At 70.2% G+C, this 24,679-nt stretch carries 23 protein-coding genes and 1 pseudogene; 12 read left to right on the forward strand and 12 right to left on the reverse strand.

The features are described from left to right. The 4 genes and pseudogenes from ACLBWJ_RS08125 to ACLBWJ_RS08140 form a co-directional block, all read right to left on the reverse strand. Positions 1–877 (reverse strand): annotated as a pseudogene (locus ACLBWJ_RS08125) (DEAD/DEAH box helicase); the annotation flags it as partial. Between the two features lie 419 nt (positions 878–1,296). Next, positions 1,297–4,719 carry an efflux RND transporter permease subunit gene (locus ACLBWJ_RS08130; RefSeq protein ID WP_447660093.1) on the reverse strand — a complete coding sequence of 1,141 codons (3,423 nt, stop codon included), beginning with the start codon at positions 4,717–4,719 and terminating at the stop codon, positions 1,297–1,299. Between the two features lie 121 nt (positions 4,720–4,840). Continuing rightward, on the reverse strand, positions 4,841–5,227 hold the full coding sequence (locus ACLBWJ_RS08135) for a fluoride efflux transporter FluC (RefSeq protein WP_337994952.1): 387 nt from the start codon (positions 5,225–5,227) through the stop codon (positions 4,841–4,843). Further along, positions 5,224–5,628 carry a fluoride efflux transporter FluC gene (locus ACLBWJ_RS08140; protein ID WP_323987020.1) on the reverse strand — a complete coding sequence of 135 codons (405 nt, stop codon included), beginning with the start codon at positions 5,626–5,628 and terminating at the stop codon, positions 5,224–5,226. The genes ACLBWJ_RS08135 and ACLBWJ_RS08140 overlap by 4 nt, the downstream gene beginning before the upstream one ends. 116 nt (positions 5,629–5,744) lie before the next feature. Between ACLBWJ_RS08140 and ACLBWJ_RS08145 the strand changes: the two genes are divergently transcribed. From ACLBWJ_RS08145 to ACLBWJ_RS08180, 8 genes are all read left to right on the forward strand, one after another. Next, on the forward strand, positions 5,745–7,466 hold the full coding sequence (locus ACLBWJ_RS08145) for a dihydroxyacetone kinase family protein (protein WP_354451576.1): 1,722 nt from the start codon (positions 5,745–5,747) through the stop codon (positions 7,464–7,466). 1 nt (position 7,467) lies between these two features. Further along, positions 7,468–7,923, forward strand: a complete 456-nt coding sequence (locus tag ACLBWJ_RS08150) for a ribose-5-phosphate isomerase (RefSeq protein WP_023953069.1) — start codon at positions 7,468–7,470, stop codon at positions 7,921–7,923. A gap of 10 nt (positions 7,924–7,933) precedes the next feature. Then, positions 7,934–8,674: a triose-phosphate isomerase family protein gene (locus tag ACLBWJ_RS08155; protein WP_404568386.1), complete on the forward strand. Its 741-nt coding sequence runs from the start codon at positions 7,934–7,936 to the stop codon at positions 8,672–8,674. Positions 8,675–8,705: 31 nt separating this feature from the next. After that, the gene (locus ACLBWJ_RS08160) at positions 8,706–9,428 is read left to right on the forward strand and encodes a GntR family transcriptional regulator (RefSeq protein WP_274178127.1); all 723 of its coding nucleotides are present in this window, start codon (positions 8,706–8,708) and stop codon (positions 9,426–9,428) included. Between the two features lie 92 nt (positions 9,429–9,520). Continuing rightward, positions 9,521–10,468, forward strand: a complete 948-nt coding sequence (locus ACLBWJ_RS08165; protein ID WP_274178126.1) for a sugar phosphate isomerase/epimerase family protein — start codon at positions 9,521–9,523, stop codon at positions 10,466–10,468. A gap of 23 nt (positions 10,469–10,491) precedes the next feature. Further along, positions 10,492–11,463, forward strand: coding sequence for a 3-hydroxyacyl-CoA dehydrogenase family protein (locus tag ACLBWJ_RS08170; RefSeq protein WP_447660094.1), 972 nt, complete (start codon positions 10,492–10,494; stop codon positions 11,461–11,463). An 11-nt stretch (positions 11,464–11,474) separates the two neighbouring features. Further along, positions 11,475–12,245 (forward strand): SDR family NAD(P)-dependent oxidoreductase, encoded by a 771-nt coding sequence (locus tag ACLBWJ_RS08175; RefSeq protein ID WP_269266904.1) that lies wholly within the window; start codon positions 11,475–11,477, stop codon positions 12,243–12,245. Positions 12,246–12,407: 162 nt separating this feature from the next. Continuing rightward, positions 12,408–13,802 (forward strand): MFS transporter, encoded by a 1,395-nt coding sequence (locus ACLBWJ_RS08180; protein ID WP_269266903.1) that lies wholly within the window; start codon positions 12,408–12,410, stop codon positions 13,800–13,802. Between the two features lie 104 nt (positions 13,803–13,906). On the opposite strand, the gene ACLBWJ_RS08185 is transcribed toward ACLBWJ_RS08180, so the two are convergent. Both ACLBWJ_RS08185 and ACLBWJ_RS08190 read right to left on the reverse strand, forming a co-directional pair. Further along, positions 13,907–14,869 carry a DNA topoisomerase IB gene (locus ACLBWJ_RS08185; protein ID WP_274178123.1) on the reverse strand — a complete coding sequence of 321 codons (963 nt, stop codon included), beginning with the start codon at positions 14,867–14,869 and terminating at the stop codon, positions 13,907–13,909. A 1-nt stretch (position 14,870) separates the two neighbouring features. Then, positions 14,871–15,140, reverse strand: coding sequence for a DUF7218 family protein (locus ACLBWJ_RS08190; RefSeq protein ID WP_274178122.1), 270 nt, complete (start codon positions 15,138–15,140; stop codon positions 14,871–14,873). A 319-nt stretch (positions 15,141–15,459) separates the two neighbouring features. Here ACLBWJ_RS08190 and ACLBWJ_RS08195 point away from each other — a divergent pair, with 319 nt between their 5' ends. The 3 genes from ACLBWJ_RS08195 to ACLBWJ_RS08205 all read left to right on the forward strand — a co-directional run bounded on the left by ACLBWJ_RS08195 (position 15,460) and on the right by ACLBWJ_RS08205 (position 17,332). Further along, positions 15,460–15,624, forward strand: a complete 165-nt coding sequence (locus ACLBWJ_RS08195; RefSeq protein WP_023953086.1) for a hypothetical protein — start codon at positions 15,460–15,462, stop codon at positions 15,622–15,624. A 173-nt stretch (positions 15,625–15,797) separates the two neighbouring features. Then, positions 15,798–16,721, forward strand: a complete 924-nt coding sequence (locus ACLBWJ_RS08200; RefSeq protein WP_282501845.1) for a DUF4097 family beta strand repeat-containing protein — start codon at positions 15,798–15,800, stop codon at positions 16,719–16,721. Between the two features lie 2 nt (positions 16,722–16,723). Next, entirely contained in the window at positions 16,724–17,332 is a 609-nt protein-coding gene (locus ACLBWJ_RS08205; RefSeq protein ID WP_274178120.1) for a PadR family transcriptional regulator, read from the forward strand. A 51-nt stretch (positions 17,333–17,383) separates the two neighbouring features. Here the strand turns inward: ACLBWJ_RS08205 and ACLBWJ_RS08210 are convergent, their stop codons facing one another. After that, complete coding sequence (locus ACLBWJ_RS08210) at positions 17,384–17,914, reverse strand: universal stress protein (protein ID WP_447660095.1); 531 nt, start codon at positions 17,912–17,914, stop codon at positions 17,384–17,386. 148 nt (positions 17,915–18,062) lie between these two features. Between ACLBWJ_RS08210 and ACLBWJ_RS08215 the strand changes: the two genes are divergently transcribed. Further along, positions 18,063–18,239, forward strand: a complete 177-nt coding sequence (locus tag ACLBWJ_RS08215; protein WP_023953093.1) for a DUF3073 family protein — start codon at positions 18,063–18,065, stop codon at positions 18,237–18,239. 9 nt (positions 18,240–18,248) lie between these two features. On the opposite strand, the gene ACLBWJ_RS08220 is transcribed toward ACLBWJ_RS08215, so the two are convergent. The 5 genes from ACLBWJ_RS08220 to ACLBWJ_RS08240 all read right to left on the reverse strand — a co-directional run bounded on the left by ACLBWJ_RS08220 (position 18,249) and on the right by ACLBWJ_RS08240 (position 24,631). Further along, the gene (locus ACLBWJ_RS08220) at positions 18,249–19,472 is read right to left on the reverse strand and encodes an MFS transporter (protein WP_269266897.1); all 1,224 of its coding nucleotides are present in this window, start codon (positions 19,470–19,472) and stop codon (positions 18,249–18,251) included. Beyond that, on the reverse strand, positions 19,469–20,929 hold the full coding sequence (purF, locus tag ACLBWJ_RS08225; RefSeq protein ID WP_112615803.1) for an amidophosphoribosyltransferase: 1,461 nt from the start codon (positions 20,927–20,929) through the stop codon (positions 19,469–19,471). Before purF ends, ACLBWJ_RS08220 begins: the two co-directional genes overlap by 4 nt. Before the next feature lie 6 nt (positions 20,930–20,935). Then, positions 20,936–22,054 (reverse strand): phosphoribosylformylglycinamidine cyclo-ligase, encoded by a 1,119-nt coding sequence (purM, locus tag ACLBWJ_RS08230; RefSeq protein ID WP_447660097.1) that lies wholly within the window; start codon positions 22,052–22,054, stop codon positions 20,936–20,938. Between the two features lie 595 nt (positions 22,055–22,649). Beyond that, positions 22,650–23,435, reverse strand: coding sequence for a glucosamine-6-phosphate deaminase (gene nagB, locus ACLBWJ_RS08235; RefSeq protein ID WP_282501842.1), 786 nt, complete (start codon positions 23,433–23,435; stop codon positions 22,650–22,652). A 50-nt stretch (positions 23,436–23,485) separates the two neighbouring features. Then, positions 23,486–24,631, reverse strand: a complete 1,146-nt coding sequence (locus tag ACLBWJ_RS08240; protein ID WP_064955170.1) for an ROK family transcriptional regulator — start codon at positions 24,629–24,631, stop codon at positions 23,486–23,488. Between the last annotated feature and the right edge of the window lie 48 nt (positions 24,632–24,679).

The following is a 24,679-nucleotide window of genomic DNA, read 5'->3' on the forward strand; positions in this document are numbered from 1 at the left end:
CGGTGTCGACGTGGTCCTGGTGGGCCTTCGACTTCGTCTCGGCGTTCCAGTCCGAACGGTTCGGGCGGTCGGCGAAGTCACGGCGCGGGCGGTCATCGAACGAACGCGCCGGGCGGTCATCGCGACGCGGACGGTCCGAGAAGTCGCGACGCGGACGGTCATCGCGGTTCGGACGGTCGCCGAAATCACGACGAGGCCGGTCATCGAACGAACGCGCCGGACGGTCATCACGACGCGGACGGTCGTCACGGTTCGGGCGGTCGCCGAAGTCACGACGGGGACGGTCATCGAACGAACGAGCGGGGCGGTCGTCGCGGCGGGGCCGGTCGCCGAAGTCACGACGCGGCCGGTCATCGAACGAACGCGCCGGACGGTCATCACGACGCGGACGGTCGTCACGGTTCGGGCGGTCGCCGAAGTCACGACGGGGACGGTCATCACGGTTCGGGCGGTCGCCGAAGTCACGACGCGGACGATCGTCACGGAAGGAGGGACGCGCATCACCGAAGGTGCGGCGATCGTCGCGGGGCTGCGCTTCGTAGGGGCGGCGGCCGCCGGCATCCGATCGGCGGTCGTTCCCGTAGCCGCGCTGCTCGCGCTGACCGCGGTCGTCGCGTCCACCGCGGTCGTCGCGGGCCAGCGAGCGGATGCCGCGCGCTTCGTCACGACCCGCACGGTCCTGCGAGGACCAGCGGTTCTTGCGACCGGTGTCTTCGCTCTCGGCGCGGTAGCCGCGGTGACCGGGGCTCTTGCTGCCGGGGGTTCCGGCCGAGGACTGGCCGGGGCGACGCTTAGCGTCCTGGTACGACGTCTTCTTGCCGTAGCGGGGCTCGAAGTTCTGCGCGCGGCCGCCGGCCGGCTTCTTGTTCTTGGGCATGGGTGCGTCCTTCTGGGTTCTCTGCACGAGAACAGCGCCCGCGCGCACGCGGGCAAACCCGGACATCCGTCGGCCGGGGGCCATTCACATGATGGTCATGCGCGCCGATCGGCGCTCACCATCGGCCCCATGGACTCACAAAACCTGTCGCGATCACGCGCTGCCCAGAGCCGACCCGCCCACGATACGGCATCCGCCTGAGAAATCGCCCGCCGCGGCGCCGGGGCCCGGGTGCAAGGGCCGGGTGCGAGGGCCGGGCTCGAGGGCCGGGGCGGGGGCAACGCGTGCTGCGATGCAAGGGTTCCGGCGCAACACCCCGGCGCCTCGCTCCCGGCCACGGCGCGCCGCGGGCAATCCCTTGCATCGCGGCAAGCCGGCAGCCCGGCGCGAGCCCGCCGCGAGCCCGGCGCGAGCCGCAATCAGGCCAGGCGGCGGCGACGGGGTCCGCGAGAAGGCCCGGGAATGCGCTGAGCCTGTCGACGGGACGACCCGGCCTCCGGTTCACCAGAATCCACCGGCCCTCCAGCACCAGCATGGGCGTCGCCGACCTCGTGGTCATCAGGCGCGACCGGGATGACCAGGTGCGTGGGCGCATCGGGTGAACCGTCCACCGGCACGACGAGGTGGGTCGGCTCGGCCGTGGCCGCCTCCGCGAGGCGCCGCTCGCGCCGAGTCATCGGCGCCGCAGACACCCAGTCTCCCGCGGAACCGGCTGTCGAACCAGCATCCGCACCGGCACCCGCACCGGCACCGACGTCACCGCGCCGCCGCGCCGCGCGGCGCTCGCGCGCACCCTCGACGAGGTTGTAGAGGGTCGGCAGCACGAGCAGGGTCAGCAGGGTCGACGAGATGAGCCCGCCGATGACGACGATCGCCAGCGGCTGCGAGATGAACCCGCCGTGGCCGGTGATCCCGAGCCCCATAGGCGTCAGCGCGAAGATGGTCGCGAGCGCGGTCATCAGGATCGGTCGCAGACGACGCGATCCGCCGGCGATCGTCGCGTCGTGGGCCGACAGCCCCTTCTCGCGATACTGGTTGACCAGGTCGATGAGCACGATCGCGTTCGTCACGACGATGCCGATGAGCATCAGCACGCCGATGAGCGACGCGACGCCGAGCGGCACGCCCGTCGCGATCTGCAGCAGAATCGCTCCTGTCGCGGCGAACGGCACCGAGATGAGCAGCAGCAGCGGCTGCCGCAGCGACTTGAAGGTCGCGACCATCACGATGTAGACGATGAGGATGGCGGCGAGCGCGGCGAGTCCGAGCTGCGCGAAGGCGTCCTGCTGCTGCGTGAGAACACCGCCGATCTCGGCGTCCGCGCCCTGCGGCAGCTCGACCGTGTCGAGGGCGTCGGCGACCGTCGCGGATGCCGCGTTGAGGTCGTCGCCCGAGGGCGTCACGGTGACCGTCGCGGTGCGCTGACCGCGCTGCGTCGTGATGGAGGTCGGCCCCTCGCTCTGCTCGACGGTGGCGACGTCCTGCAGCGGGATGGGACCGCCGGCCGTCGGGATCGTCAGCTGCCGCAGCTCGTCGATCGACGCGGGCGCCTGCGACGCCGCGAGGTAGACGGTGAGCGACGTGTCGTCGATCTCGACGGTTCCGATCGACTGGGGCTGCATCGTGCCCGAGACGATGCCGCCCACCGCGACCTCCGACAGGCCGCGGGATGCCGCGGCGTCGCGATCGACGGTCACGGCGATGTACGGCAGCGAGGCCGAGAGGTTCGACGTCACCTGGCTCACGCCGTCGGCATCCTGCAGCGACGCCACGACCGCGTCGGTCGCCTCGCGCAACGCGGTCTGGTCGGGCGCGGTGACATCGATCTCGATGTCGCTCGAGCCGAATCCGCCGCCACCGGCGGCGATCTGGATGTCGCCGACGCCCTCGAGGTCGGCGACGGCGCGCTGCACGCGATCGCGCACGTCGAGCTGATCGGCCGAGCTGTCGGTCGTGATCGAGTAGGTCACCCCGCCGCCCCCGCCCGAGAAGGCGTCGCGCAGCTGCGATCCGGACGAGCCGATCGAAACCTGCACGGCGTCGATTCCCTCGAGGCCGGTGACCGCGTCCTCGACGCGCTGGGCGGCGGCATCCTCCGCCTCGAGGGATGCCGCAGGCCCGAGCGTCTGCGTCATGGTGAAGGTGTTCTGACCGGAGTCGCCGAGGAAGTTCGTCTTCATCAGCGGCACGGCCGCGAGGGTGCCGCCGAGCACGAGCACCGCCAGCACCAGCGTGACGGCGGAGTGGCGGAGGGTCCAGCGCAGGACCGGCAGGTAGGCCTTCTGCAGTCGCGACGGCGGCGCCTCGGGGTCTTCGGGGTCGATGCGCCGGCCGTCGGGCGTCACGACGGGCTTACCCGGCCGCAGGAACCAGTACGCGAGCACCGGGACGATCGTGAGCGAGACGAACAGCGAGGCCGACATCGCGATGGTGACCGTCAGGGCGAAGGGACGGAACAGCTCGCCGGTCAGGTCTCCGACGAAGGCGATAGGCAGGAACACGGCAACGGTCGTGATCGTCGACGCCGTGATGGCGGCGGCCACCTCGCGAACGGCCAGGGTGATGGCCGCGAGCTTGTCGGCTCCCTCGACGTAGTGCCGCTTGATGTTCTCGATGACGACGATCGAGTCGTCGACGACTCGGCCGATCGCGATCGTGAGGGCACCGAGGGTCAAGATGTTGAGCGAGTAACCGAACGCCTGGATGCCGACGAAGGTGATGAGCACGCTCGTGGGGATCGAGATCGCGGTGACGATCGTCGAGCGGACCGAGAGCAGGAACACGAGGATCACGAGCACCGCGAACACGAGCCCCAGGAGACCCTCTTGGGCGAGGGCCTCGATCGACTGCTCGATGAACGGCGCCTGGTCGAAGACGACCGTGAACTGAGCCTCGCCGCCGAGGTCGTCTTCGAGCGCGGGCAGCGCGTCGAGCACGCCGCGCGAGACGTCGACGGTGTTGGCGGCGGGCAGCTTCGTGACCGCGATGGTCAGGGCCGGCTCGCCGTCGACACGCGAGATGGAGGTGACCGGTGACGGTTCCTGCGCGACGGTGGCGACGTCGCCGATCGTGGTCGTGCCGCCGGTGAGCTGAGCGGCATCCGTCGGCACGAGCGGCAACGCCGACAACTCGTCGACCGAGGCGATCTTCGCGCCGGTCTGCACGGTCAGCGACTGGTCGCCCTCGGTGATCTCGCCGCCGGGGAACAGGACGCCGTTCTGATCGAGCGCGTCGCGGATGGCCTGCTGCGTGTACCCGGCCTCGGCGAGCGCGGTCTGGTCGGGGGTGATCGTGATGCGCTCGACGCGGCCTCCGACGACCTGGGCGGCGTTGACGCCGTCGACGTCTTCGAGGTCGGGGATGACCGTGCCCTCGAGCCGGGCCTGCACCGATTCGGCGTCGTCGTAGCCGGTCACGGCCAGCTGGATCACAGGGAGGTCGTCGAGCGAGAAGCTCAGCACGTTCGGGCTGACGCCGTCGGGGAGCTGGCTGTCGATGCGGTTGATGGCCTGCAGGATCTTCTGCTCCGCGGTCGCCAGATCGGTGCCGTAGGTGAACGACGCCTGGATGATCGAGGCGTTCGTCGAGCTCGTCGCCGTCGTCGACTCGAGCCCGGGCACGCCCTGGATCGCGGTCTCGATCGGGGTCGAGACGTCGGTGTTGACGACCTCGGGCGAGGCACCGGGGTAGGTCGTGACCACCGAGAGCTGAGGCAGCTCGATCGAGGGAATGAGCTCCTGCTTGAGGTTCGTGAGCGCGAGGCCGCCGAACACCGCGGCGACGATCGTGATGAGCGCGATGAGAGCGCGGTTCTTCAGGCTCAGGACGGCGAGTTTCGACACGGGTTCCCTCGGGCGCACCGGACCGGCGCAGGTAGGTGTGATGCAGGCGAACGGGATGCGCTCGTCGATACATGGATGTATCGACTTCAGTATCCCACGCGGTCGCCGCGGAGGCGTGGGCTCAGCCTGGGAGCAATCCCCCGATGACGATGCCGATCGCCGCGGCGATGACGGCCATGGCGAAGGTGCCGACGAGGTTGACGATCGCCCAGTCGCGCCGGCCGCGCCGCATCAGCTGGATCGTGTCGACCGACACCGTGCTGAACGTCGTGTATCCGCCCAGCAAGCCGATGCCGAGGACGGCCAGCCAGTCGGGCGCGACGAGCGCGCCGAGTCCGGTCAAGAGCCCCAGCAGCCCGGAACCGGTGACGTTGATCACCAGGATGCCGACGGGGAAGGCATCGCGGCGCCCCCGCATGAGGAGGACATCGAGGACGTACCGGATGCCGGCACCCGCCCCGCCCGCGACCACCAGGGCAACGAGCATCCCGGCACTCACCCCGTTCATGCGGCATCCCCGTCGCGGCGGATGCCGAGGGCGAGCCCGAGCGCCGCGGCGACGGCACCGCCGGCGAGGCTGATGGCGATGAGCGCGAGCCCGACGATGGGCGCGGCGGTGGCGACCTGGATCGATTGCACAGCGAAGGCGCTGTACGTCGTGAAGCCGCCGAGCACGCCGGTGCCGACGAACGCGCGGAGCCGGGGCCGGCTGACCGCCCAGCGACCGACGACGATGCCGAGCAGGAAGGACCCGAGCAGATTGCATCCGAGCGTGAGCGCGGGCACCGCGAGGGGGTGGGTCCATCCGGTGAACGGAAGAGTGAGCGCGGCTCGCACGGCGACGCCGGCCGCACCGCCGATCACGACGAGGACCAGCGTGAGCGGCGAGATGCGCGCCCGCTCGACCACGTCGCCACCGTAGACCCCGGGATGGGTCGGCGGATGCCGCCACTCCGGGTCGCACCGCGACTCGTTTCCTATAGGATCGACGAAAGGTTCGCTCCCCCATCGCAGAGGAGAACGCAATGACGCGTCTGTTCAACGACCCCGACGAGTTCGTCGAGGACTCCGTCGCCGGTTTCGTCGCGGCATCCGGCCGGTGGGTCCGCCCCGTCACGGGGGGTGTTGTCCGCTCGACCCGCGGCGCGGAGCCCACGGTCGCTGTCGTCGTGGGGGGCGGCAGCGGCCACTACCCCGCCTTCGCCGGGCTCGTCGGTCCCGGGCTCGCGCACGGCGCGGTGATGGGCAACCTGTTCGCGTCGCCGTCGGCCCATCAGGTGCGATCTGTGGCGAAGGCCGCGCACGAGGGTCGCGGAGTGCTGCTCAGCTACGGCAACTACGCCGGCGACGTCCTGCACTTCACCCAGGCTCAGGACCGTCTCCGCGAGGCGGGCATCGACTGCCGTACCGTGACGGTGACCGACGACATCTCCAGCGCTCCCCCGCACGAGCGTGAGAAGCGCCGCGGCATCGCCGGCGACCTCGTCGTCTTCAAGATCGCCGGCGCGGCCGCGGAGCAGGGCCACGACCTCGACGACGTCGAGCGACTGGCACGGCTCGCCAACGACCGCACCCGCTCTCTCGGTGTCGCCTTCGGCGGCTGCACCCTTCCGGGCGCGACCGAACCGCTCTTCACCGTGCCGCAGGGACGCATGGCGGTAGGCCTCGGCATCCACGGCGAACCCGGCATCGACGAGGTCGACATCCCCACTGCGGCCGAGCTCGCGCAGCTGCTCGTCGAACGGCTGCTCGCTGAGCGGCCCGACGACGCCGCCCCGACCGGTCGCGTGGTGCCGATCCTGAACGGACTCGGCTCGGTGAAGTACGAGGAGCTCTACGTCGTTTACGGCGCCGTCGACCGGTTGCTGACCGAAGCGGGAGTCGAGGTCGTTTCGCCCGAAGTCGGCGAGTTCTGCACGAGCTTCGACATGGCCGGCGTCTCGCTCACCCTCCTCTGGCTCGACGACGAGCTCGACCGGCTGTGGCACGCGTCGTGCGACACCCCCGCGTTCCGGCGCGGCTCGGTCGACGGCCGCGTCGCGGTGACGACCGTCGCCGACGACGACGATGAGACCGAGGCGATCGGGCCGGCCGGGGAAGAGTCGCGTCGCGCAGCCACCGTCGTCGCCCACGCGCTCGACGCCGTCGCGGCGATGCTCGATGACCAGGCCGACGAGCTCGGACGCATCGACCGCATCGCGGGCGACGGCGACCACGGCATCGGCATGCAGCGCGGCAGTCGCGCGGCCGCGGCCGCCGCCTCACGTGCCGTCACCGCCGGCGCGGGCGCGCGAACGGCACTGCAGCACGCAGGCGAGGCGTGGGCTGACAAGGGCGGCGGCACGTCGGGCGCGATCTGGGGCGAGATGCTCGTCGACCTCGGCGCCGCCCTCGGCGATGACGACGCGGTCGACGCCTCGGCCCTGTCCGCGGGCGTGGGACGCATGAAGGATGCCGTGATGTCGTTCGGCAAGGCCACGGTCGGCGACAAGACGATGATCGACGCGATCGTTCCCTTCGCCGACACGCTCCGCGACCGACTCGCTCAGGGCGATGCACTGCTCGACGCGTGGGCGACGGCCGCCGACGCCGCACAGGCCGCCGCCGAGGCGACCGCCCAGCTCACCGCCCGACTCGGCCGCGCCCGTACGCACGGCGACCGCAGTCTCGGCACCCCCGATCCCGGCGCGGTCTCGTTCGCGCTGGTCACCCGCACGGTTCTCGATGTCCTGAAGGAGGACGCCTGACATGGCACTGCGACTGATCGTCGGCTCGGATGACGCCGGCTACGAGTACAAGGAACGCATCAAGGCCGACCTGGAGGCGAACCCCCTCGTCGCCGAGGTCATCGACGTCGGTGTCGACGCCGACAGCCACACCAACTATCCGGCAGTCGCGACCGCCGCCGCGGAGCGTGTGCGCGACGGCGAGGCCGATCGCGCGATCCTCATCTGCGGCACGGGGCTCGGCGTCGCGATCGCGGCGAACAAGGTCACCGGCATCCGCGCCGTCACGGCGCACGACTCGTACTCGGTCGAGCGCTCGATCCTGTCGAACGACGCCCAGGTGCTCTGCATGGGCCAGCGCGTCGTGGGGATCGAGCTGGCGCGGCGCCTCGCGGCGGAATGGCTCACCTACACCTTCGACACCTCGAGCGCCTCGGCCGAAAAGGTGCGCGAGATCTGCGCATACGAAGAGGGGTGAGGTCTGCCCGATGATCATCGGCGCGAGCCTCAAGACCTATTTCTCGCACGCCCGCACGCTGACCTGGGTCTCGGAGGTCGCGGCGATCCTCGACGAGCACCCTGCACGCGATCGCGTCACCGCTTTCGTCGCGCCGCAGTTCCCCTCGATCCCCGGCGCTCTCGAACGCGCAGGGCGCCTGGCGGTCGGGGCGCAGGACCTCGCCGTTCATGACACCGGCGCGTACACCGGCGAGGTCTCGGGAGCCGTCTTGGCTGAGCTCGGATGCCGCTACGCCGAGGTCGGGCATGCCGAGCGTCGTCGCCTGTTCGGCGAGACCGAGAGCGTGGTGTCCGCGAAGACTCATGCGGCGCTGCGGAACGGTCTCACCCCGGTCGTCTGCGTCGGCGAGGAGGACGAGGCGGGGATCGACGCGGCGATCGCGACCTGCGCGCAGCTGGTGCGCAGCGCCCTCCGGGATGCCGACGGCGCAGGCGCCGCCGGCGCAGTGGTGATCGCCTACGAGCCGCTCTGGGCGATCGGGGCGCCGGCGCCCGCGACATCCGAACACATCCGGTCGGTCTGCTCGGGACTGAGATCGCGAATAGACGCCGCCGACCGCGAGGTCTCGATCATCTACGGCGGCAGTGCGGGGCCCGGTCTGCTCTCGACCATCTCCGACGCCGTCGACGGCCTGTTCCTCGGCCGGTTCGCGCACGACCCGCGCGCAGTTCGTGACATCCTCGATGAGGTGGAGGCCCTCTCGGGGTGAGGCGCGCTCCGTGCGAACCGGAAGAGGGACGATGACCGCATCACGGGATGGCAACCTGCGGGGACTCGATGCGACGATCGAGCGGCGGGGCCTGCGCGACCACGTCTACGAGCGCATCCTCCAGCTGCTCCTCTCCGGCGAGGCGGTTCCCGGCCGCCGCCTGTCGATCGACACGATCGCGCGTCAGCTGGACGTGTCGCAGACCCCGGTGCGCGAAGCGCTCGTGCAGCTCGAGCGCACGGGTCTCGTCACGCGCGAGGCGCTGCGCGGCTACCGAGTCGCCCCGCCCCTCGGACTCGATCAGCTGCGCGAGCTCTTCGACGCCCGCATCATGCTCGAGACGCATGCCACGCGCCTCGCGACGCCCGCCTCGCCCCAGATGATCGGCGAGTTGCGCGCCGCGGAGGAGGAGCACCGCAGCATCGGCAAGCGTGTCATCGAGGCCCTGAACGCCGGCGCGGCCGACCTCGAGCTGACTGCGGCCTACTTCGTCGCGGACGCCGCGTTCCATCGGGTCGTGTTCGACCACTGCGGCAACCGGTATCTCACCGAGATGTCCGAGACCCTCGGAGCCCAGCTGCACCGGATGCGGCAGTCGGTCCGACACGGTGTGACCGACGTGCGCGAGGCGATCGCCGAGCACGAGGCTCTCGTCGACGCGTTCGCAACGGGCGACCCCGACGCTCCCGAACGGTCGATGCTCCATCACCTCGAGCAGGTGCGCCAGCGATCGCTCGGGCTCGAGCAGGCCTGAGCTCCTCGCCGCGAACTCCCTCTTGCAGCGTTCTCTATTTCCTATAGGATCTACGGGAGTCCTCGTCGGACACGCTCGCCAATGGAGTCGTCATGAACGCAACGTCGCACCCGTCCGCCCCTACGCCCGGCCCGATCGCGGTCTGCATGCACGGCTTCTCCCCCGTCGCCGCGGATGGGACCCGTCTGCACGACGCCGACGCCGAGACCTGGGACGGCGTGTTCTCGCAGGTCGAGCGGCTCGGCTTCACGGCGATCGAGATCGCGGACAGCCACATCCGCCCGTCCGAGCTGACAGCCTCTCGCCGGGCCGAACTGAAGTCCATCGCGACGAGCCACGGGGTCGAGCTCGTCTCGGTCCACGTGCAGCGCCAGAGCGTCATCCAGCCCGGTCGGGGTGAAGAGAACCTCGCGTACGCGCACCGCGCGATCGACGCGGCGGCCGAACTCGGCATGCGCGTCTTCTCGACCGGCCTCCACCAGCCCTTCAACGAGGCGCAGCGCGCCGCCCTGTGGTTCTGGACCGCGCCGGGCCCGGTCGACCCCGATGACGCCGACACCCGCGCACTCGCGGTCCGACGCCTGCGCGAACTCGGCGAGCACGCGGCATCCGTCGGCCTGCCGATGTCGCTGGAGATGTATGAGGACACCTACCTCGGCACCGCCGACAGCGCGGTGCGCCTCATCGAGGAGATCGGGCTCGACAACGTGGGCCTCAACCCCGACATCGGCAACCTCGTGCGCCTGCACCGCCCCATCGAGGACTGGCGCGAGATGCACGAGAAGACCCTCCCCTACGCGAACTACTGGCACATGAAGAACTACGCACGCGACGAGTCCGCCGACGGCAGCTGGCAGACCTCGACGCCGACGAGCATGGAGCTCGGCCTCATCAACTACCGGGCGATGGTCGCCCGCGCGCTCGAGCTCGGGTTCCGCGGCCCGTTCCTCATGGAGCAGTACGGCGGCGACAGCCTCGGGGTGTGCGCCCGCAACCGCGACTACCTGACCTCCCTGCTTCCGGCGACCGCCGGAGCCTGACCGACACCGACGAGGAGAACGTCATGACCGAGAACGAACGCCCCGTGTACGCGGTGGTGGGCAGCGGCTACATGGGCGGCGGCATCGCGCAGTCGCTCGCCCTGTCGGGCGCCGACGTGCGCATCGCCGACGTCGACATCGAGGTCGCCCGCGGCAACCGCGACCGCCTCATCGCCGAGGCCGCGCAGTTCGCCGCCGACGGCCTGTTCCCCGCCGACGCCAGCGCCGTCATCGCCGAGCGCATCACGGCGATGACGATCGAGGATGCCGTCGCCGGCGCCTCCTTCATCGAGGAGGCCGTGCCCGAGAAGATCGAGATCAAGCACGCGACCCTCCGCCGCATCTCGGCTGCGGCCGCGCCCGACGCGATCATCGGCAGCAACACCTCGACGATCCTCATCGGCCGCCTGGCCGAAGCCGTGACCGAGCCCGGCCGGTTCCTCGGCGTGCACTTCTCGAACCCCGCCCCCTTCATCCCCGGCGTCGAGCTGATCCCGCACGCCGGCACCGACGAGTCGGTCCTCCCCGTCGTCGAGGCCATCGTCGCCGCGACGGGCAAGGAGACCGCACGCGTGAAGGATGCGACCGGGTTCGTGCTCAACCGCCTGCAGTACGCGCTCTTCCACGAGGCGACGCAGCTGGTCGAGGAGGGCGTGGCCACGCCGGAGGACATCGACACCATCGTGCGCACGACCTTCGGCTTCCGCCTGCCCTTCTTCGGGCCGTTCGCGATCGCCGACATGGCCGGACTCGACGTGTACGCCTTCTGCTACGCGTCGCTGCAGACGGAGTTCCCCGAGCGGTTCGCGACACCGCCCATCCTCGACCGGCTCGTCTCGGCCGGCAAGCTCGGCACGAAGTCCGGCGCCGGGTTCCTCGACGTCCCCGCCGAGCGCACGCCCGAGCTCATCGCCTACCGCAACAAGGCGTACGTCGCGATGAAGAAGCTCATCGACGAGCTCGGCCCCGCCCCCATCCACCCCGCACAGGACTGAGAGAACACGCCATGGCATCCGTCTTCCCCGCTGAGCGCACCGTCATCCTGACCGGCGCCGCGAGCCCCCGGGGCATCGGCCGCACGACCGCCTTCCACCTGGCCGAGCGCGGCTGGCACATCGGCATCGTCGACGTCGACGCCGCGGCCGCCGAGCGCACCGCCGCCGAGGTCGCCGAGGCCCATGGCGTGCGGGCCGTCGGCGTCGGCGCGAACGTGGCCGACCGCGAGCAGGCCGTCGCCGCGATCGACGCGCTCGAGGCGTCGCTGCCGCAGATCGTCGCCCTCGTGAACTTCGCCGGCGTCTCGTCCCCGATCCCCTACCTCGAGGTCACCCCCGAGGAATGGCACCGCGTCGAATCGATCAACCTCGACGGCGTGCACTGGGTCACGCAGCGCGTCGCCCGGACGCTCGTCGCGAACGGCGTGGGCCGCCTTGTGGGCATCTCCTCGGTGTCGGCGCAGCGAGGCGGCGGCACCTTCTCGAAGACGCCCTACTCGGCGGCGAAGGCGGGCGTGATCGGTCTGATGCGCTCCGTCGCGCGCGAGCTCGGTCCGCTCGGCATCACGGCGAACGTCATCTCCCCCGGCCCGATCGACACCGACATCATGGGCGGAACGCTGACGGAGGAGCGGAAGACGGCGATGGCCGCCGACGGCGTTCTGCCGCGCATCGGCACCCCGACCGACATCGCCGCCGCCGTGGCCTACCTGATCAGCGAGGACGCCGGATTCGTGACGGGCCAGACCCTGAACGTCGACGGTGGCCTCTACATGCACTGAGGCTCCCGTGAACCGCAACTGGACGCGCGGGCGCCTCGGGTTCCTGGCCATCGGGGTGATCTGCGTGGTCGTCGGCCTCGTCCTGATCATTCCCTCACTCGGCGGCTGAGCCGCTACCTCGTCACCCCGTAACACCTCACACGAACTCGAAGGAGAGTCACTGTGTCCTCATCGGACTACGGTCCCGCGACGCGGGCCAACGTCACGGTCGCGAATGAGCTGCTGAGCAGCCCGCACCTGGCGAGCGGCATCAAGAAGGCCACCTACCGGCTCATGCCGATGCTGATCATCCTGTACTTCGTCGCGTTCCTAGACCGCACGAACGTCGGGTTCGCCGAGTCCGCCCTCGAGGTCGACCGAGGCATCTCGGCGGGTGCCTACGCCCTCGGAGCCGGCATCTTCTTCATCGGATACGCCCTCTTCGAGATCCCCTCGAACCTGCTGCTCGACAAGTTCGGCGCGCGCTTCTGGCTCGCCCGGATCGCCGTCACCTGGGGCATCGTCGCCTCGCTGTTCGCCTTCGTCAACGGCGAGACGATGTTCATCGTGCTGCGCTTCCTCCTGGGCGTGACGGAGGCCGGCCTGTTCCCCGGCGTGATCATGTTCCTCGCGCAGTGGTTCCCCAACAAGCGCCGCGTGCAGATGTTCGCGCTGTTCTACCTCGCGCAGCCGTTCTCGCAGATGCTCGGCGCCCCGCTGTCGGGCGGCCTGATCAGCATCGGCGACCAGGTCACCCCCTGGGCCGGCTGGCAGGTGATGTTCTTCGTCGAGGGCATGATGGCGGTCGTCGCCGGTATCGCGGCTCTGTTCTTCCTCGTCGATTCGCCGCAGAAGGCGAAGTTCCTCGACGACGACGAGAAGGCCGCACTGAAGGCGGTGATGGAGCACGAAGACACGGTGAAGGAATCCGATGGGCCCCGCGGCATCGGCGCGGCGCTCATCAGCTGGAAGGTCTGGTACTTCACGGTCATCTACTTCTGCCTGCAGATCGCCGTCTACGGCACCACGTTCTACCTGCCGCAGCAGGTGTCGAACCTCATCGGAGAGTCGGTCGGCTGGCAGGTGGGCCTCGTGTCCGCCATCCCGTGGGCGGTCGGCCTGTTCGCCTGCTACTACGTCGGCAAGCACGCCGACACGGTTCGCCGGCGTCGCGTCTGGGGTGCGCTGTTCTTCCTCGTGACGGGCTCGGCCATCCTGGTCTCGGCGTGGGCCGGGGCCAACGGACAGGGCCTGCTCGGCATCATCGCGATCACCGTCGCGGTCGCGGCGTTCCTCTCGACGGGCCCTATCACGTGGTCGTTCCCGACCTCGTTCCTCACCGGCGCGGCCGCCGCGGCCGGTATCGGTCTCATCAACTCCCTCGGCAACCTGGGCGGATTCGTCGCCCCGATCATGCGCACGGGGATCAACGAGGCCGTCCCGACCGAGAGCGGCGCGTGGGGCGTGGTGTCGCTGGGCCTGTTCGCGTTCCTCGCCGCCGTCATGATGTGGGCGACCCGGTTCTTCAGCTCGAAGGCCGACGCCCTCCTCACCTCGGGCGAGAGCAAGCGCCGCTGACGCATCGCCCGCTCTCGAACGGCCCGGTGTCGCCTCGCGCGGCCCGGGCCGTTTCGGCGCTGCGGTTGGATGTTGCGGTTCGGCGTGCTCGCGCGAGCCGCGCGTCAGCCGAGGACGAGCGAACGGATGGCCGTCTCGGGTGAGACCGTCGTGTCGAGCAGCATCCCCGAGCGATATCGTTCGAACACGCGCGGGTCGATGTACGAGCTGCGCGCGACCGCGGGGGTGTTCCCCAGCGCCGTCGCGGCGGCGCGCACGGCTTCGACCTCGGCCTGATGCACGGCCCGGGCCGTCTCAGCGACGCCGATTCGTGCGAGGGCGTCCGCCGCGATGACGGTGCCGCGAAGAGTGCGGAAGTCCTTGGCGGTGAACGGGCCGCCCGTCAGCGCACGCACGTATGCGTTGACGTCGTTCGGGGTGAGTGGAACCCGCCGGCGCTGCCGCTGCCACGCGAGCAGCGGCGACGAGGGGCGCCCCTCGATCAGGAGCATGATGGCCGTGGCGAGGTCCGGGTCGGGGATCTCGAGCGCCTGGCGCTGTCCGCTCTTGCCCGAGAATGCCAGGCTCACGACGGTGTCGGCCACGGAGGCGTCGCGACGTCTCAGCGTCGTCAGCCCGCGGCTGCCGTGCTGCAGCAGGTAGCGCTGCGAACCGATGCGCAGCGCCGACCGGTCGAGCAGCCGGAATGCCGCGGCGAGGACGCGCTCGCGATCGAGGTCGGCGCGTCGCAACGACGCGGTCGCACGCGAGCGGGCACGTGGCAGGGATCCGGCGAGCTGCAGCGCCCGGGCGTACTTGCCCTTGTCACGACTGCGCGTCCAGTCCGGGTGGTAGATGTACTGTCGACGACCCGCATCGTCGGTTCCGACGACCTGGATGTGCCCCTGCGGATCCGCGCAGATCCAGACGTCCTTCCAGGCGGGCGGGATGACGATGCTGCGGATGCGGGCGAGGTCGCGCCGCCCGACCGCCCCGCCGTCGGCATCCGTGTACCGGAAGCCCTTGCCTGAGCGGATGCGCCGGATGCCGGCATCGACATCGGGCCGGACCCGGACGAGTCGGGCCACCTCAGTGGTTGCGCAGCATCAAGATGATCTGCGCCTTCTTCTTGCCGGAGTACCCGGAGATGCCGAGTTCCTTGGCGCGCTTCTTCAGCTCGTCGACGGTCCAGTCCTCGTAGTCGCCGGACTGTCCGCCCCGGCTGCCGACCTTCTTACGGCCGTCACGGGCGGCGGCGTTCGAGATGCGGGCAGCCTTCTCTTTCGAGGCGCCGTCCTCGCGCAGCTCCTCGTAGAGCTCGGGGTCTTTGAGACTGTTCGATCCGCGTCCCTGTGGCATGGCGGTCTCCCCTCTTCGTCAGGCTGACGCTACGACCGTCGCGAGGGTCGCCGCAGGTGCTTGACAGGCGTTCGCGAGAGGCCCTAACCCCACCCCACCCCACCCGCCGTTCGACCGCGACCCGACACAAAGGGCGCCTTCCTCGCCGCCGAGACGACCATGTGCGTCGGGTCGGCGCCTGGTGGAATACCACCACGGCGAATCCGTCGTCAAGGCCTCGGCACTCACGCTCGGCATTCTCTAACGTTGCGGTCAGCCCTTCACGGGGTCGGAACGTCTCGCAGTGGGACGGACATTGGGAGACAGACAAGGAGCCCCCATGAACATCTTCCTCATCATCATCATCGTCGTTGCGATCGTGCTCGCGATCGTCAGTGGCCTGAACAGCGCACTGAGCTGGCTGCTCTGGGTCGCCCTGATCGTCGGTGTGATCGCGCTCATCGCGTTCCTCTTCCGAGTGATCAGCGGCAACAAGCGCGTCTGACCGCCGCGCTGCGCGAACGCCTCCGCCTTCGGGTGGGGGCGTTCTGCATTTCCCGGAGCAGCGAACGAACGGCCCGTCGACTCTAGACGAGTCGCGATATATCGTGTTACCGTCAGCAGACGCGATATATCGCGATCATGCGCGACGACCGTCGCCAGAGGAGAGGGAACGCCATGACACTGCAGAAATGGATCGTCCACCCGGAGGAGACCCGGGTGATCGACATCGACGACATTCGGAAGCTCAAGGTGAGCATGGTCGGGGGCCAGATCGACATCGTCGCCCACGACGAGCCCGGCGTCCGCATCGAGGTGCACGCCGTCACCGGCAAGGACCTGCGCATCGAGGCGACCGGCGACGTCGTGGAGATCGACCACCCGCAGTTGCGCTGGGACAACTTCACGCAGGTGTTCCGCAACTTCGGCTCCTCCGGCCCGAAGGCCGAGATCAGCGTCGCCGTCCCCCGCGGCACGGACCTCACGCTCGGCGTCGTCAGCGCGAGCGCGCTCGTGTCGGGCCTCACGGCCGATGCGCGGGTCAACACCGTCTCGGGCGACATCATCATCGACGGGATCACGGGTGATGTGAACGCGAACGCGGTCTCGGGCGACGTGCAGGCGCGCGAGCTGACCGGTGCGCTCACCGCGAAGTCCGTGTCGGGCGACGTGTCGGCTATCGGCGCCCTGCGCGCGGCCGACATCGACACGGTCTCGGGTGCCATGCTCGTCGACTCGTCCGGTCCGATCCAGTCGATCACGCTCCACACCGTGGGTGGCGACGCCACGGTTCGCCTCGAGGAGAGCCTGCCCGCGAACTACCAGGTGCGCAGCGTCAGCGGACGCGTGCTCATCGACGGCGTCGTGCGCTCCGGGCAGGGCGCCGGCCCGCTCACGAGCTTCACCGGTTCGACCGGTGAGCTCAGCGGCTCCTTCGTCGATGTCCGCACCAACTCGGTCTCGGGCGACCTCACCGTCCTGCGGCGCTCCGCCCCCGCGGCCACCGACGTCGCCGGCACCAGCGCGCCCGAGGTCGCAAGCGAGGCAGCACCCGAAGCCGCCCCGGTCGAGGACGCCGCGGACCGTCGCGAGGATCACTGACCATGCCGCCCGTCTTCTCACACGGCGACCTGCGTCTTTACCTGTTGTCGCTGCTCGACGAGTCGCCGCGGCACGGGTACGACCTCATGCAGGCCCTCACCGAGCGCACCGGCGGCACCTACTCGCCCAGCGCCGGCACGATCTACCCCCGCCTCGCCAAACTCGAGGACGAGGGACTCGTGACCAAGACCGTCGACGGTCGCAAGACGGTCTACGAGATCACGGATGCCGGTCGCGACGAGCTCTCGGCCCGCCGCCATGACCTCGACGGCATCCAGGCCGGCTTGGCGGACAGCATCCGCCTCATCGCCGACGAGGTCCGGGGCAGTGTGCGGGCGGCGATGAAGAGCCTCCAGGCCGACCTCGCCGCCGCCGCGAACGTCGACCACGAGACCGCCACGCGTCCGTCGCCGCCCGAGAACCCGCGCGCAGAGGCCCGCTCGCAGGCGCAACGAGCGGATGCCGCGATCGCCGAGTTCCGCGCGAACGTCAAGGCCGACCTGCGGTCGCACATCGCGCGCGACGGCGACGTCACGGCATCTGCCGTCGACGACCTCGTCGCCGCGCTCACCCGGACCCGGGAAGAGATGCTGCGGGCCTTGCGGGGCTGACGACGCACGGTGGCGCGCCGCATCGCGCCGAGGACCTCTGCTCCGGGCCGCTCAGGGCTCGGGCCAGAGGTCCTCGTCGTCCGCGGCGGTCTCACCCTGCGGCACGACGAGGATGGGCCGCCGCTGCCGATGCGCCAGCCGCGCCGCGACCGAGCCCGTGAAGAACTCACGGATCGACTCGCCGATGCCCCGGCGACGCGTGCCGACCACGAGCAGCTTCGCGTCCAGCCGGTCGGCGAGGTGCTTGATGGCGAGCGCGGGATCCCCGACCAGCTGATGCACGGTCCACTCGACGGTCGACGACGCGAGCGCCTCAGCGGCGGCGGCGCGGATCTGCTCGAGCTGCGCCGCGCTCGAGACCGCCCCGAGGTCGATGGGAGCGGTGTGGACGTAGCCGTCGGGGTCCTCGTAGGTCACGAATCGCGCGACATCGACGTGCACCACGATGAGTCCGACACCGAGCATCGACGCATACCGGGCCGCCTCGACCACGACGCGGGGCGACTGCCCGGGAATGACTCCCGCGATGACGGGCGTCGACGGAAGACGACTTTCGTCGCCTGCGAAGTGCTGATCGGCCATGGTCGCCCCCTGTCTCAGCGGCGGCACCGGCGATGGCTCGGGGCCCCCGTGTTATTCTTGATGCTACTCTTCCCCGGCCCAGCGCCGGATCGTGAAATGCTCCGGGCACCGCTGAACAGCCCGTGACTCAGAAATGAGGGGGTCTCGCATGGGGCGTGGCCGTCAAAAGGCGAAGCACACCAAGATCGCGCGTGAGCTGAAGTACGACACCTACAATGTCAACTTCTCCTCGCTCGAGAAGGAGCTCGCTCATTCCGACGACGATCAGTACGTCGACAAGTGGGCTGACCAGTACTCCGACGAGTACGAGGACGAGAAGGCCTGACCGGGCTCATCACCATGCGCCGTGACGCTGCTCCCACTCGTCTTCGATCGTGTGGGGGCGTGTGACGACGATCCCCGCGGGGATCGCAGCGAGCATCAGCACGCCGACCATGATCAGCGGGGCCGTCCATTCCCCCGTCGCCTCGTGCAGCAGCGCGAACGAGATGGGGAAGACCGCAGCAACGGCGTAGCCGACGCTCTGCGCGAATCCGCTGAGCGCGACCGTGCCCTCGTGCGTCCTCGTCTTGCGCTGGATGAACACCAGCGCAGCCGGGAACAGCATCTGCGGCGTGCCCAGCAGCACGACCCACAGCACGACGGCCGACCCGGGCGCGATGAGCAGTCCCGCGACGGCGACGAGCCCGGCCGACGCCGCGACGGCGTAGATCACGCCGAGCCGCTGCCAGCGCGTGATGACGAGCGGCACGATGATCGACCACGGCAACCCCATCGCGCCGAACAGTGCGAGGAGCGAACCGGCGGCGGCATGGGATACGCCCGCGAGGTCGACGAGGATGATCGGCAGCCACGCGAACGACGCGTAGACGCTGGATGCCGACACCGCGAAGGTGACGGCGACGGCCCACGCCATCGGCAGGCGCACGAGGCGGCTGAGCACGTTCGGCGACGGGGTCGGGGCGATGACGGCATCCGCCGTGGCCGCCGCGATGCGCGACCGGCGCAGCGTCACGAGCCAGGGGATGACCGCGAGCACGGCGAACACCGACCACAGCCCGAGAGAGAACCGCCATCCCGCGGTGTCGGCGATCGGCACCGCGACGAGCGGCGGCACGAAGGCCGCCACAGCGAGCATCGTCGAGTAGACCGCCGTCATGGTCCCGACGCGGTCGGGGAAGTACGTCTTGATCAGCGGCGGCAGCACGACGTTGCCGATGCTGATCGCGGCGAAGAGCACGGTCGTGGCGATGAGCAGGATGCCGGCATCCGGCGCCAGCGCTCGACCCAGCAGGGCAGCCGCAGCGACGACCATCGCGGCGACCGCGAGTCGCTGCAGGCCGAACCGCCGCTCGAGAATCGGAGTGATGACGCCGAAGACCGCGAAGCACACCGGCGGCGCCGCGCCGATGAGGCCGGCCACCCACGACGGCACGCCGAGGTCCGCGTCGATCTCGGTGAGGATCGGCGACAGCGACGCGACGGCCGAGCGCAGTGAGAAGGCGACGAGGATGACGCCGAGGAACGCGAGGACGCGTCCTCGCCAGAGCGAAGTCACGACTGCTGGGTGCCCTCGACCCAGTTCAGATACTCCTCGCTGACCGTCCCGGTGACGTAGCGCCCGTCGAAGCAGCTCATGTCGAGGTCGACGATGTCGGTGCCCTCGACGATCGCCGCCTTCAGGTCGTCGATCTCCTGGTACACGAGATAGTCGCAGCCGAGCTCCTCGGCGATCTCGGGGATCGTCCGGTCGTGGGCGATGAGCTCGTGACGCGAGGGCATGTTGATGCCGTAGACGTGCGGGTAGCGCACCGGCGGCGCGGCGGACGCGAACGTGACGCTCTTGGCACCGGCATCCCGGGCCATCTGGATGATCTCCTTCGACGTCGTGCCGCGCACGATCGAGTCGTCGATGAGGAGGACGTTCTTGCCCTTGAACTCGCTCGACATCGCGTTGAGCTTCTGGCGCACGCTCTTCTTGCGCACGGCCTGGCCCGGCATGATGAAGGTCCGGCCGACGTAACGGTTCTTGTAGAAGCCCTCGCGGTACTCGATGCCGAGCTTGCGCGCGACCTGCATCGCCGCCGGACGCGATGAGTCGGGGATCGGCATGACGACATCGATCGCACCCTGAGGGGTGTACTTGGCGATCGTGTCGGCGAGACGCTCGCCCATGCGCAGACGAGCCTCGTAGACCGAGATGCCGTTCATGATCGAGTCGGGACGGGCGAGGTAGACGTACTCGAACGAGCACGGCGCGAGCTGAGTCTGCTGGGCGCACTGACGCGTGTGCAAAGTGCCGTCCGCGTCGATGAAGACCGCCTCGCCGGGCTCGACGTCGCGCACGACCTCGAAGCCGCCGTTCTCGAGCACGAGCGACTCGGATGCGACGGTCCACTCGTCGCGGCCGTTCTCGGCCCGGCGAGTGCCGAGGATGAGCGGACGGATGCCGAACGGGTCGCGGAAGGCCAGCAGGCCGTGACCGGCGATGAGGGCGATCGCGGCGTACGAGCCCTCGACGCGCTCGTGGACGCGTTCGACAGCCTGGAACACCTGGTCGGGGTCGAGGTCGAGGCCCGAGATCGTAGTCTGCAGCTCGTTGGCGAGCACGTTCACCAGCAGCTCCGTGTCGGAGCTGGTGTTGAGGTGGCGGCGGTCCTTGCGGAACAGCTCGTCGGTCAGCTCGCGCGTGTTGGTCAGGTTGCCGTTGTGCACCAGCACGATGCCGTACGGCGCGTTGACGTAGAAGGGCTGCGCCTCTTCTTCGCTCGACGCCGTGCCCTTCGTGGCGTAGCGGACGTGGCCGAGCCCGATGTTGCCGAGCAGCGAACGCATGTCACGCGTGCGGACCGCCTCGCGCACCTGGCCGTTGGCCTTGAAGATGTGGAAGACGCCGCTGTTCTCAGCGGTCGCGATTCCGGTCGAGTCCTGGCCGCGGTGCTGCAGCAGCAGGAGGGCGTCGTAGATCTCCTGGTTCGCCGGGGACTGCCCGACGATTCCGACGATTCCGCACATGGGGTGTCAGTTCGCTCCTGCTTCGCGGTACCCGCCGACGAGACGCACTGCTCCGCCGTCGACGCCCTTGGCGCCCTGTTCGTAGTCGCCCGCGGGACGCGGACCCGTCGAGACGACGCCGACCTGCCAGGTGTCGATGCCGTCCGCGCCGAGGGCCGCGATCGCGGCATCCGCTGCCGCCGGCGACACGACGGCGAAGAAGCCGATGCCGAGGTTCCAGGTGCCTTCGGTGCGCTCGAGCTCGAGGCCGCCGAGGTCGGCGAGGACGCGGAAGACCGGCGACGGCGACCAGGTCGCGCGATCGACGTCGACCCACGTGTCCTTCGGCAGGACGCGCGCGAGGTTCGCCGCGATACCGCCGCCCGTGACGTGGCTGAGGGAGTGGATGCCGTCGCCGAGCTCGCCGATCAGGCGCAGCAGCGGCGAGGTGTACAGGCGCGTCGGCTCGAGCAGCTGCTCGCCCCACGTGCGGCCGAAGTCGGCGGCCTGGTCGCCGTAGCCGATGCCCGCACCGGTGATGATGTGACGGATCAGCGAGTAGCCGTTGGAGTGCGGGCCGCTCGAGGCGAGCGCGAGCACGACGTCGCCGTCCCGCACCCGGTCGGCGCCCAGCACCTGCTCGGACTCCACGACTCCCGTCGCAGCACCCGCGACGTCGTAGTCGTTCACGCCCAGAAGACCCGGGTGCTCGGCCGTCTCGCCGCCGACGAGCGCGGTGCCCGTCGCAGAGCAGCCGTCGGCGATGCCGCGCACGATGTCGGCGATGCGCTCGGGCACGACCTTGCCGCACGCGATGTAGTCGGTCATGAAGAGCGGCTTCGCGCCGACCACGACGATGTCATCGACGACCATGCCGACCAGGTCCTGCCCGATCGTGTCGTGCTTGTCGATGGCCTGCGCGATCGCGACCTTCGTGCCGACGCCGTCGGTCGAGGTCGCCAGCAGCGGCTTCGTGTAGCTGAGCAGCGCGCTCGCGTCGAAGAGGCCGGCGAAACCGCCGACACCCCCGAGGACTTCGTCGCCGTGGGTTCGCCGGACCGCCGACTTCATCAGTTCGACGGCGAGGTCTCCCGCCGCGGTGTCGACGCCGGCTTGGGTATAGGGATCAGTGGGACTCGAGGCCACGGCATCCAGAGTACCGGCCCGTGGAGCGCCCGAGCGCCGGGCGTGTCTCGCGGTCCCGAATCGGCCGGCGGCGTGCGGCAAACAGGCTCAGGTGAGCCAAGGGTTGCCAGCTGGGCGGTGGGGCGCAGTTCAGCCTGTTCGCGGAACCGCGGGCTGGGTGACCGCGGCGTCCCGCCGACCGGCGGAGCGCCCGCCCGCAGATAGGCCGCTCCGATGACCCGAACCGCCGCGCAGGCGCGACACACGCGCCGCAGACAGGCCCAGACGCGCCGAACCCCGCCCGCGCGGGCAGCGCGCCACCGCTCAGCCTGTTCGCGGCACAAGAGCCGGGCCCAACCGGGCACGGTCGGTGGGGCCCAACCGGTGGGCCCCAACCGGCGGGACCCAACCGGCGGGGCACGGTCGGTGGGGCACAGTCGGTGAGGCACGGCCGGACAGTCAGCTCCGGCGCTCGAGATCGGCGAGGGCACGCGGGTGTGCCGTCAACAGGCTCAGGTGTGCCGCACACCGCCCGGCGGGCGAGGTTGCACCGCTCAGCCTGTTCGCGGCACAACGCAGGGGCTCTCCTGGGCGGGACTACGCCCGTGCCCGCGGCTCAGATGCCCTGCCAGGCGGGCTTGTTGGCCCACGCGTGCCGGTAGTAGGGCGTCTGAGTCAGGGCGCTCGCGGCGGCCTCGTCGACGACGACCGTGACATGGGGATGCAGTTGCACGGCCGAGCCGGGCGCCGAGGTGCTGACCGGTCCCTCGACGGCGGCGGCGACGGCATCCGCCTTGGCCTCGCCGAAGGCCAGCAGCACGAGGTGGCGCGCGCGCAGGATGGTCCCGATGCCCTGGGTGATGCAGTGCATCGGCACATCGTCGGGCGAGTCGAAGAAGCGGGCGTTGTCGGCCCGAGTCTCCTCGGTGAGCGTCTTCACGCGCGTCAGCGAGGCGAGCGAGCTGCCCGGCTCGTTGAAGCCGATGTGCCCGGTGCGGCCGATGCCGAGGATCTGCAGGTCGACCCCACCGGCGGCGCGGATCGCGGCCTCGTACTGCTCCCCCGCGGTCTCGATGCCGTCGAGGTCACCGTGCGGCACCTCGATCCGGGCCGGGTCGAACCCGACGGGCTCGACGACCTCGCGCTCGATGACGCTGCGGTAGCTCTCCGGGTGGCCCGCAGGCAGTCCGACGTACTCGTCGAGCGCGAACCCGCGCACGCGCGACACGTCGACGCCCTCGCTGCGCACACGTTCCGCGAGATGCCGGTAGACCGCGAGCGGGGTCGACCCGGTCGCCAGCCCGAGCACGGCATCGGGGCGCCGCTGGATGAGGTCGACGATCGCGTCGCCGACGAGACGGCCCGCCTCCTGCTCGCTGGGGACGATGACGACTTCGGCCATGGCTCTTCCTTCTTTCGGTTCGGTCGGGAGGGCGGATGCCGGGGCTCGGCTCAGGCGAGCCCGAGGGTCTCCGACAGCACGAGGGCTGCGGCTCCCCGCAGTCGGAGGTCGCCGTGGGTCTCGGCGAGGCGCACGGTCAGGTCGTCGAAGAGGATCGGCAGCACGCGAGCTGCGATGGCTTCGCTCGCGGCGTCGATGAGCGCCCCCTCGATCAGCTCGGCCGGTCCGCTCAGCACGACGTCCGTCAGCCCGAGCGTCGCGACGAGCGGTGACAGCGCGATGCCGAGGCACCGCCCCGCCTCGCGGCGAACGTGCAGAGCGGCCTCGGCGTCGGGCGCCGCTGCGAGCCGAGCCTCGAGCTTCGGCACCGACAGCCAGGCCTCGAGGCATCCGGTGCGGCCGCACGCGCAGACGGGGCCCTCGCCCTCCGTCACGACGACGTGGCCGATCTCGCCCGCGGCCCAGTTGCGTCCGTGGACGACCGCGCCGTTCACGATCGCGGCGGCTCCGACGCCGGCGCCGATCCGGACGAGCAGCAGATCGTGATCGACCTTGCCGAAGCTCAGCTCGCCCATGCCCGCGGCGTTGAGCCCGTTGGTGACCGAGACCGGCAGACCGGTGCGGTCGAACAGGATGCCGCGGAGCGCGACGTCGTGCCAGTCCAGATGCGACGACTCGCGGACGACGCCCGCGCCGTCGACGACGCCCGGTGTCGAGACGCCGATCCCGAGGATCGGGGCCTCAGCCGTGCGGACCAGCCGGTCGATGAGGTCACCGAGCACGGCGAGCGCCTCGGCGCCGGTCGACCCGCCGCGCTCGACGACCTCGCGCGCGATGACGGTTCCCCCGAGGTCGACGACGGCGCCCTCGATCGTGTCGCCGCTCGAGATCGACACGGCGACCACGTTGCGCGACGACCTCGCCAGCGCGAGGGCCCGGGAGGGCGCGCCAGGCCCCGACCGGTGTCCGCGGCCGCTCTCGACGACGAGCTGCTCGTCGACGAGCTCACCGACCAGATCGGAGATCGTCACGCGCGAGAGTCCGGTCGCACGCGCGATGTCGGCGCGCGACAGCCCTTCCTCTCGGTGGAGCGCCTGCAGGACGAGGCGACGGTTGTTGCTGCGCGCGTCCTCGGGACGGATGCGGCGGCCGCGCGCCCTCGGCGAAGCAGCGCCTTCCGCTGACGTCGTAGTCATACGTTCCCCGATCGAGTACAGTTCCCGAGAAATAATTCGGAAACGTTC

It is taken from the genome of Microbacterium sp. M4A5_1d (genome assembly GCF_053345465.1).